The organism is Ochrobactrum chromiisoli (genome assembly GCF_026241335.1).
GTDB lineage: Bacteria > Pseudomonadota > Alphaproteobacteria > Rhizobiales > Rhizobiaceae > Brucella > Brucella chromiisoli.
This window is the reverse complement of the sequence record NZ_JAPHAV010000033.1, coordinates 1-8,711: the sequence shown is the minus strand read 5'-3', so window position 1 is coordinate 8,711 and position 8,711 is coordinate 1. Positions and strand designations below refer to the sequence as shown.

Genomic DNA, 8,711 nt, shown 5'->3' with positions numbered 1-8,711 from the left:
GGAAGACGATGATGTCGCTGGATTGAAAGCTGGGTTGCTGGAGCTGTTCCGCGCTCTCAAGCCATGATTTCAGCCACGTTGATGGGCAGTTCCACCGTTAAAGTTGAAGACCATAAAGGTGACCGAGCCTTCGCTCTTTCCTGGGCGGAGCTTGAAACCATGGTCCGAGTGGAAATCCCCGTGACTGTTATAGTCTTAAACGACGGTATTCTAGGTTTCCAGAAAGACGCTGAGACGGTCAAGTTCAACCGATACACCACACTTGCCATTTTTCAGTAGTCGATCACGCCGCTATTGCCCGTGCGTGTGGATGTGAAGGTTTAAGGGTGGATGATCAGGCGGATCTTCCTCTAGCACTACGAAATGCCGAGTCCGGCTCTCGTTCTACATTGATTGAAGTAATCACGGATCCTGAAGTACACCCGCCGCTTTCGCTTTTTGCCAGCACGCTCGATGACTAATGGCGAAAGCGCACAACAGCGATGTTCGCGGTTGTGCGCTTGATGCGTTCTTGACTGGCAATCAATCCTCGACCTGTGCGCGATTATTGCGGCGCAAATCACAAGCGTGAGTAGTTGAGAAAATGAAGTAAAATTGTGCTGCCTTGACGAACCGCAATGGTTCATAAATAATCTGAATGAACCAAGGAGAACCTAATCATGACTACTGCGTTTACGGTCCGCGTGCATGACGACGTCGCCAAAAAACTGGATAAAATTGCCGCGCTGTCTGATAGATCAAGTGCTTATCTTGCCGCACAAGCTATCGAAGACTATGTGGTCCGGGAAGAATGGCAATTGGCGGAGATTCAAGCAGGAATCGCAGAAGCCGATCGCCATGAATTCGCTACTTCGGAAGAGCTAGGCAGAGTCATAGGGAAATATGTTGGGGCTGGTCGTCGCGCATGACTGCTCCTACTTTACGCTGGACGCGCCGCGCCGTTCGTCGGCTCGACCAGATAGGTGCCTATATAGCAAAAGACAATCCCGACGCTGCTGCTCAAATTGTGACGCGAATTGTCTCGGCAGTGGAGAATTTAGCAAGTTATCCCTCGATGGGCCGGCCGGGTCGTATAAAAGGCACCCGCGAATATGTATTCGCAGATATTCCTTATGTTATCGCATACAGATTACAGTCTGGGGTAGTAGAAATTATTACTGTTATTCATGGCGCTCAGAAATGGCCATTGGAGCTGGACTAATACATAAAAAACAGGAGTGCACTGAAGCGTTCTGCAGCTCGCTATTGAGACTGCCAAAGGTGCTAGTCCGAACTAATTCTAGGTGCATATCTTGTCGCGGGCGATTCTTGACTCTGACTCTACGGCAAAATCTTCAGGAAAGCACATATAACGGATCAGTTCGTGCCACCAAATCTGCCCCGGTTACACAGCCATCGGCCGCTGCGAGTTGGTGCTTCCACGTCGCCTAAACCCTGCATAGCTCGCGGATAGACAATTCGTAGCAATCGGTTCAACAACGCGAACCAGTTATGAAGCGTTTCAAGTTACTGCGGCATATATAAAATCGACTTCTATCCAAGAGCCAATTTACAATCTATTTTACACCAAGCGCTGCGTTTGTTCCACAATACAAGATTGGATTTCTGCAAATTACAAATAAGCAGTATCAACAATGATACTATCACGTCCTCTCTATATTCTGCCGAGTTCGTGAATTCTAGCTTTTATAAGGGATGGTTGAGAAACTCGTTGCCGCTATGCAACATTGTTTATGAATCGATAGCGACAACTTATATCTTTTATATCAAGAGTGAGGCGCTCATTTCCATATATCCTATGGAATGATATGAATATTACTCACCAGTTTTGTCTAGCGTCCGATTGCAGATTAGAATCGATCTAAGTCATTGCACTTGCGTTGGAATTTCAATTGCGAATAAAAAGCCAAATTGTAGCAATTGCTGCATGAGGATGATTGATGTCGCTTAAGTTAACCGAACGATTTTTTGGAGAAATGATGAAGTCCGCTCTAGCGGCTTTAGCATTTTGCCATTCGTTTGCTGGCTTTACACGAGATTCCCTGGCCGCATGGACGCAAAGGGCAGGCTTAAATTGAGCTGGGATGTTCAGGATCTGTTTCGCCGACACGCCAAAGGAATGGTGCGATTTTTAAATCGCCGTGGCATTAATCAGGAAACGGCCGTTGATCTCACGCAGGATACATTCCTACGCGTGATTGCAACACCTCCTCGCGACGGGATGCAAAACCATAATCCCAAAGCACGAATAAAAGCCAGGCATGCAGCTAATGGATCGGTTGGAAAGCGTGTTCAGCTCATCCTTCTCGGATCGATTTCCGCAAAATATGGTCATCAGGAGTTATATCCTCTCATTCTATCACGGGATCATTTATGCCAGACTGAAGGCCGCTTATAGGGACGATCTGGTTTTGTGGCGAGTAATATCATTGGGCCTTTTGGTGTCCTCCTAAGATTGTCATCGCGGCGTCGAAGCCAATCGAACGATTCTTCATGCAACGCGTGCTGGAATCGCGCTGGCATTTGCACTCGGCGTTGTCTCGCCTCCGGCGCATCGTGCAGCGTAATCATGGGCCTACCAGATAAAAAAAGCTCTCCTTTGCTGACCTTTGTAGTTGAACGTTCTTCAAAGTATCGGCTCAAGCCAACTTTCAACTCCCCTTTTTAATTTACGCGATAATGACGATGGCGTTGTAAAATGTAGTTGAGGATATCTGTTTACTTGTAAGAATTCGTTCGTAATGGATGAAGGCCTCCCGCTTATTTAGAAGGCCTAATAATCTCACCGTTATCGAGCGTTAGGAGATCCATCATTTACTTTTGAGCAATAAGATCAGTGGGATTGCTGCCAAACTTGCATACATCATTAAGAGGAAGCAATCTGCATATGCGATGACCTCGGCCTGCACACTTACGAGCTGATTTATCGCGGCTCGCCCTTGGAGTGTAGAGAGATCGACAGCGTCACCGAGTTGCTGCACTGCACGTGAGTAAGGTGACACATGCTGTACCAATGTTGAATGTATAATCTGCTCATTGCGGACAAGTAGGAAACTCATCACTGATATTCCCACGCTGGAGCCAATATTGCGCACCAGATTAAAGAATGCGGTGCCTTGGGTGCGCAATGCATCGGGTAATGTTGCGAAGGCAACAGTAGACATTGGAACAAAGACGAATCCGATACCAAACCCTTGGATGATACCCGTTCGTATAAGTGTTGATTCAGAGACATTTTGATTGAATCCGCTCATTTCCCAGAGCGAATAAGCTGTCATAAGAAAGCCAGCTATCAACAATAGTCGAATGTCGATCCGACCAATTAGCTGCCCGACGAGGATCATTGCAATCATGGTACCAATGCCGCGCGGAGCAAGCACAATACCCGCGGTTAAGACAGGGTAGTCGAGAAGCTCCTGAAGATATGGGCTCAACATCGCAAGGGTGGCCAGCAAAACGGCACCAACGATGAATATGAGAAATTGTGAAACAACAAAGTTTTTGTCCGCAAATAATCGTCGATCAACGAAGCTTTCAGAGCCTGTTGTCGCGGTGTGCACGACGAAGAGGTACAAGCCAAGAATGAATAATCCAAACTCAAACTTAATTTCCACAGACTGGAACCAGTTAAGCTCCTGACCGCGATCCAGAAAGAGTTGCAGTGAGGCGATGGCAAGGCTCAGCGTTGCAAAGCCAAAAGCGTCTAGTCGTACATTTGGGTTTGGGGGGCGCTTCGGGAAGTATCCGACAGCGAGAAAAAGAGCCAATGCTCCTATCGGTACGTTGACGTAGAACACCCAACGCCAATCATAATATTGTGTGAGCCAGCCGCCGAGTGTGGGACCGAGTATAGGTCCAAGCATAACACCAAGGCCAAACATCGCCATGGCCTGGCCTTGGACACGGCGAGGATAGGTGTCAAGAAGTGTGGCCTGCGCAAGGGGAACGAGTGGCGCACCAAAGACCCCCTGTACAAGCCGGAACATGACTATTTCTGTCAGACTGGTCGCCGTACCACATAGCATCGACGCGCCAACAAAGCCAACGATGCTGATAATAAACAGCCGGCGGCGGCCAAACTTTTGCTCTAACCAGCCCGTCGCTGGCGTAGTTATAGCGGCTGCGACGATGTAAGACGTCAGCACCCAATTCACCTGCGTGCTCGTCGCTGAAAGTGCGCCCTGCATATAAGGCAGCGCAACGTTGGCGATAGTCGAGTCTAGCGCCTGCATAAGGGTCGCCACCATCACGCAAATCGTAATGGCTATACGGCGTGCGCCCGTAACCTCTTGCTTATCCTCTGCGGGCACTGTCATTATAAGTTCACAATACTGGCAAGGTCGTCAACCAGTGTTTGCAACGTACGCCGGTAATTCGTTTGGATCGTAACGTTTGCGCTCGAGCCGACACGCAGAATAATGTCTTCCGGACGATTATGAATGGTAATGCGCACTGGAATGCGTTGAACAACTTTGACCCAGTTTCCGCTGGCATTTTGGGGCGGCAGCAATGAAAAGACCGAACCTGAAGCTGGTGAGATGCTGGCGACACGTCCTTTTAATTGAAGATCGGGATAATTATCGACGACGATATCAACAGCATCGCCTATCTTAACATGGGCGAGGTCTGTTTCTTTGATGTTGGCGTCAATCCAAGAGTCGGCGGAAACGAGAGTGAAAGCAGCCTGACCTGGCTGAAGGAAAGTGCCCACCTGGATATTATCGACCTGCGTGGCAATGCCTGAAAATGGCGCAACGACCGTTGTCTGCCGTAAATCCCATTCAGCTTTTTCCTGAATTGCCATAGCTTGCAAATAGTCAGATTGCTGTTCGATCGGAATTTCTGCAGAACCGCCAAGAAGGGCCAGAGTTGAACTTGCTGCATCTTGGGCAGCTATCCGTTGGTCCTGTGCGACTTGCAACTGACGGCGTGCAGCATCACTTGCCTGCGTCGTTCCGACACCATCTTTAAGAAGTTGCTGGGATCGATCGTATTCGCCTTGTGCATAGACCACATCCGCTTCGGCCTGCTTAACGGCTGCTAGGTTTTGTTGGTAAGTCAACGAGAGACCGGCCAATTTTTCTTTTGCCGCCTGCACCTGTGCTTTGGCTTGATCTAAGGCAAATCGATAAAGATCGGGATCGATTTGAAAAAGAGTTGAGTTGGCAAGCACAGGTTCGTTCTCACCTACCTCCACTTTCGTCACACGCCCAGAAACCTGCGGGACGATCGTGACATTCGGCGCTCCGACATAGCTGTCGTTTTCCGAAACCGTGCGTCCGCCGGTGAAATAGATTACAAGGGCAACAATGATAGCTACGATAGGACCCAGTATCAAAAGAGCAGATTTAAGCGCGCTACTTTTGGGCTGTTTCGTGGAACTTACCTTATCGACGTCATTCCCCAAGGGTTGAGTTTCGTTCACGTTATCCTCGTCTTTGCTAGTTGTGCACCGTTAGAGCACTTCAAATATAGTACAGCCAACTTCAATCGGGTTTGGATCTAAAGCGATCTGATAGGCGTTCTAAACTCTTTTACTGAAGACAGTATCGGATCAATGTTTGTTTTAAGGCAGGAAACCTTATGCTCTAATTGTAAGTGAACTTTACTAAGAAAATGCACGCAATCAATGGTGAAAATGGTGAATGAGAACAATCGACAGAAAAGATCAGTGCCTGGTTAACGGATCGCGCGAACCGTAAATCGGGCCAGACTTCATGGTGCACGTTTCTTTTTAGAGCAATTATAGTGCGAGCGATTGATTGTCTTATTACACAGCTATGTGTGCACTCTGTCTCGACACATCTCAATGAACCCGAATGCAGAGGTTGGGATGCGCAGTTTCCTTAGCCAGCCCCCAAAATCGAGCACGGCGGCCGGTTTACGAAAGTGTAGCAAACTAATGTACAAAATAGAAATTGCTTAAACGGTTTGGAGTGAGTTTTAATGGAATGGACGTTCATTCATACACTGACATTTACCTTTATGTCGGTGTTCTCAATGGTCAATCCAATCGGTATGGCTCCTGTATTTTTGGCGCAAACCAGTCGCCAGCCTAAAGACGAAAGACATAAGCTCGCCTATAGAGTTGCGACTTACGGCGCACTGATGCTTATTATAACGCTATTTGTTGGGCCCAAACTTTTGCAATTTTTTGGCGTGACCCTTCCAGATATACAAGTTGCGGGTGGCATCTTCGTTTTCTTTACAGCTTGGCAAATGTTGGTCGCGGACCCCGCGCCACCCTCCGGTGTCTCAGAAACTCCCACTGGCAGAGATAAGTCGGCAGACATTGCATTCTTTCCGCTCACGATGCCTATTACAGCGGGAGCCGGTACGATCGCTATAATTTTGACCTTATCGAGTAAAATGGCTGGAAGCTTCCATGACGAAATCGCTTCTTACGCTGGCGCGGTCTGCGGCATCATGCTGGTCTTTATCTGTGTTGCGATTTGTTATCGATATTCGGACGTGATCTTTAAGAAAATTGGCGTTGCTGGAACCGCGGTTTTAACGCGGCTCACAGCCTTTTTGCTTTTGGCAATTGGGGTATCTGTTACATGGGGCGGCCTAAGTAGCTTAATTTTATCACTAAAATAAAATTTCAGGAATGCATCCCTGGCATCGCAAGACAGGTGCGCTATAAAAGAACTTAGCGCTCTTTAAAACTAGTACATCGGCGCGTGAATGCACGCACTGTCCGTCGTCGAATGATTTGAGACTATTTGTGCTTTTGAAGATTGGAGTTTCCGGCGCGGTTTAGGGGTTGAGTTAAGCCGCTTTGGCCTGGTGGTTCAAGCGGCGTTTTTTGATCGTGTCTTGTTTGATCCTTTCGCGTTCGAGCAGGATGGTCTGTCCGCGTCCGAAGTAGACGTCGGCGGGAGTGAGATTGTCGAGGCTCTCATGGTAACGGCGATTGACAATTAAACCAGTTTTGTCTCAAAGGCGCTGATGTCGGACAGGGGCACTGTTACGTTAACCTGAGCAAGTCCGCAATTTTGTCTATGACGCTGAAATTATGCAGCTTTCAGGCATGCGATTTCACGCCACATGTTTGTGGCGGTCTGACGTAGCTCGCGATGGTCTGCTGAGGAGAGAAGGTTGCGGGGAAAGTAGTGGAGATTGTAGACCGGGTCGTGAATGGATGTGAAGCGTTGCACGTGTCGCGCTGCTTTAAAGCGCTTCATGACACGCTCTCGTCGTCGGATGGGCTGGTGCGAATTCTCAGCGCGGTTGTTCAAGCCTTTGTGCTGACGATGCTCGCAAACGCTCATCCCCAGTTCTCGTTTGGCAGCACCATAAGATCTCAGCTTATCGCTGACCATGACACGGGCTGAACAGCCCTGGCCGCGTAGAAGTTTACGCATGAAACGCTTGGCAGCCTTGGTGTTACGGCGCTTCTGAACAAGAACATCGAGTGCAAAGCCATCCTGATCAACGGCGCGCCACAGAAAATGCTTCTCACCCTTGATCGTGATGACCATTTCATCAAGGTGCCATTTATCACCAAGACGTGGGGTACGGCGACGGATCGTATTGGCATATTCACGTCCAAACTTCTCCGCCCATTCATGCACCGCCTTGTGGGTGACGAGGATCCCACGGTAAGCCAGCATATCTTCGACCATGCGAAAGCTAAGAGGAAAGCGATAATACAGCCATACCGCCTCCGCGATAATCTCAGCAGGGAAACGATGGCGGTGATAAAGTGAGGAACGAGATTCGATCATGGCCTATTTTCGCAGCTTATGCTTGCGCCAGAGTTAAGGTAACTGTGCCACCCGCACAGTTTGGAATATTTGATTGCCAGTCAGAAAATGAAATTGCCTCGTTGAGGCGGGGCCGCTCTCGTGGAAAAGCTTTATCGACGGTCCCTGTTTAAATGAACTGTGCGGCCACTACAGTGTTGTCCCATGATACTTTAACTAGCCTCGTTTTCTTTTGAGACCAATACGACCGTAAATCCATTCGGGTCTCTCGACAGACTTCGAACTTAGAAGATCCGCCAATACACAATCTCTTATCTCTTGCGGCATTTGTGCAGCCCGTGGATGTTGTCCCTTTCGGCTTATGTGTATAAGGAGCTGTTCACAAAGCGCTATTGTCTCTCCATCTGCATTGAGCAATCTCATGAACACATGCATACATTTGTGATCAGCATCCAGAACAGTTAGTTCCACCCTCAGCGCTTCACTGACATGGCACTCTTTCAAGTACCCGATGCGGCAATCGAGTGTGTAGAGCGTGGCATTATTCTCCTCGCGATAAGTGGCGGTAATCCCAATCCGTCCCATATATGCTGTTGCAGCGTCCGAGAAGACAATTCCATAGGCATAATCCCCCATGTGACCATTATAGTCGATCCAGCTTGGTGAGACAGTTGTGTGATAGATAGACAAAGCCCCGCCCATACTCATTTCCTCCGCTCTAGCCATGCATAGAACTCACCGACGATGCCTTTTCGGAAGAGGAGCACGCAGGCCATGAAGATGACACCTGTGACGATTGTCACGGGGAAGTCTGAGGTTGCGAGATAGTTCTGCAAAGCCACCACGAAAGCTGCACCAACGATGGGGCCGATCAACGTTCCGATGCCGCCAAGCAATGTCATCAGGATCACTTCGCCCGACATCTGCCAGCCCACATCGGTCAGCGTTGCAAACTGGAACACCAGTGCCTTCATGCCGCCCGCAAGACCCGCCAGCGCTGCC

8 protein-coding genes and 2 pseudogenes are annotated in these 8,711 nt (G+C 48.8%); 4 read left to right on the top strand and 6 right to left on the bottom strand.

Annotated features, from left to right (window positions below; translation table 11 throughout):
* Positions 1-78 precede the first annotated feature (78 nt).
* The 3 genes and pseudogenes from OPR82_RS22315 (at position 79) to OPR82_RS22305 (ending at position 1,201) form a co-directional block, all read left to right on the top strand.
* Positions 79-461, top strand: a pseudogene (locus OPR82_RS22315) (thiamine pyrophosphate-dependent enzyme).
* Positions 462-659: 198 nt separating this feature from the next.
* Positions 660-908, top strand: coding sequence for a CopG family ribbon-helix-helix protein (locus OPR82_RS22310; protein ID WP_265987156.1), 249 nt, complete (start codon positions 660-662; stop codon positions 906-908).
* On the top strand, positions 905-1,201 hold the full coding sequence (locus tag OPR82_RS22305) for a type II toxin-antitoxin system RelE/ParE family toxin (RefSeq protein WP_265987155.1): 297 nt from the start codon (positions 905-907) through the stop codon (positions 1,199-1,201). Before OPR82_RS22310 ends, OPR82_RS22305 begins: the two co-directional genes overlap by 4 nt.
* A 1,609-nt stretch (positions 1,202-2,810) precedes the next feature.
* On the opposite strand, the gene OPR82_RS22300 is transcribed toward OPR82_RS22305, so the two are convergent.
* Together OPR82_RS22300 and OPR82_RS22295 are read right to left on the bottom strand one after the other, a co-directional pair.
* The gene (locus OPR82_RS22300) at positions 2,811-4,316 is read right to left on the bottom strand and encodes a DHA2 family efflux MFS transporter permease subunit (protein WP_265987154.1); all 1,506 of its coding nucleotides are present in this window, start codon (positions 4,314-4,316) and stop codon (positions 2,811-2,813) included.
* Complete coding sequence (locus OPR82_RS22295; protein WP_265987153.1) at positions 4,316-5,425, bottom strand: HlyD family secretion protein; 1,110 nt, start codon at positions 5,423-5,425, stop codon at positions 4,316-4,318. Before OPR82_RS22295 ends, OPR82_RS22300 begins: the two co-directional genes overlap by 1 nt.
* A 521-nt stretch (positions 5,426-5,946) precedes the next feature.
* Between OPR82_RS22295 and OPR82_RS22290 the strand changes: the two genes are divergently transcribed.
* On the top strand, positions 5,947-6,600 hold the full coding sequence (locus OPR82_RS22290; protein ID WP_265987152.1) for a MarC family protein: 654 nt from the start codon (positions 5,947-5,949) through the stop codon (positions 6,598-6,600).
* Positions 6,601-6,771: 171 nt separating this feature from the next.
* Here OPR82_RS22290 and OPR82_RS22285 read toward each other — a convergent pair.
* From OPR82_RS22285 to OPR82_RS22270, 4 genes and pseudogenes are all read right to left on the bottom strand, one after another.
* Positions 6,772-6,912: pseudogene (locus OPR82_RS22285) on the bottom strand (IS3 family transposase); the annotation flags it as partial.
* A 104-nt stretch (positions 6,913-7,016) separates the two neighbouring features.
* Positions 7,017-7,730 (bottom strand): IS6 family transposase, encoded by a 714-nt coding sequence (locus OPR82_RS22280; protein ID WP_265987151.1) that lies wholly within the window; start codon positions 7,728-7,730, stop codon positions 7,017-7,019.
* A 195-nt stretch (positions 7,731-7,925) separates the two neighbouring features.
* Entirely contained in the window at positions 7,926-8,435 is a 510-nt protein-coding gene (locus tag OPR82_RS22275; protein ID WP_265987150.1) for a thioesterase family protein, read from the bottom strand.
* On the bottom strand, positions 8,414-8,711 hold a 298-nt coding region (locus OPR82_RS22270; protein WP_407673297.1), incomplete at its 5' end, for an ABC transporter permease subunit. The genes OPR82_RS22275 and OPR82_RS22270, both read right to left, overlap by 22 nt.

Bases quoted from the DNA above. Each gene is read 5' to 3' on its own strand.
- OPR82_RS22310 (WP_265987156.1), top strand. From the start codon at position 660: ATGACTACTGCGTTTACGGTCCGCGTGCATGACGACGTCGCCAAAAAA.
- OPR82_RS22290 (WP_265987152.1), top strand. From the start codon at position 5,947: ATGGAATGGACGTTCATTCATACACTGACATTTACCTTTATGTCGGTG.
- OPR82_RS22280 (WP_265987151.1), bottom strand. From the start codon at position 7,730: ATGATCGAATCTCGTTCCTCACTTTATCACCGCCATCGTTTCCCTGCT.
- OPR82_RS22305 (WP_265987155.1), top strand. From the start codon at position 905: ATGACTGCTCCTACTTTACGCTGGACGCGCCGCGCCGTTCGTCGGCTC.
- OPR82_RS22275 (WP_265987150.1), bottom strand. From the start codon at position 8,435: ATGGCTAGAGCGGAGGAAATGAGTATGGGCGGGGCTTTGTCTATCTAT.
- OPR82_RS22300 (WP_265987154.1), bottom strand. From the start codon at position 4,316: ATGACAGTGCCCGCAGAGGATAAGCAAGAGGTTACGGGCGCACGCCGT.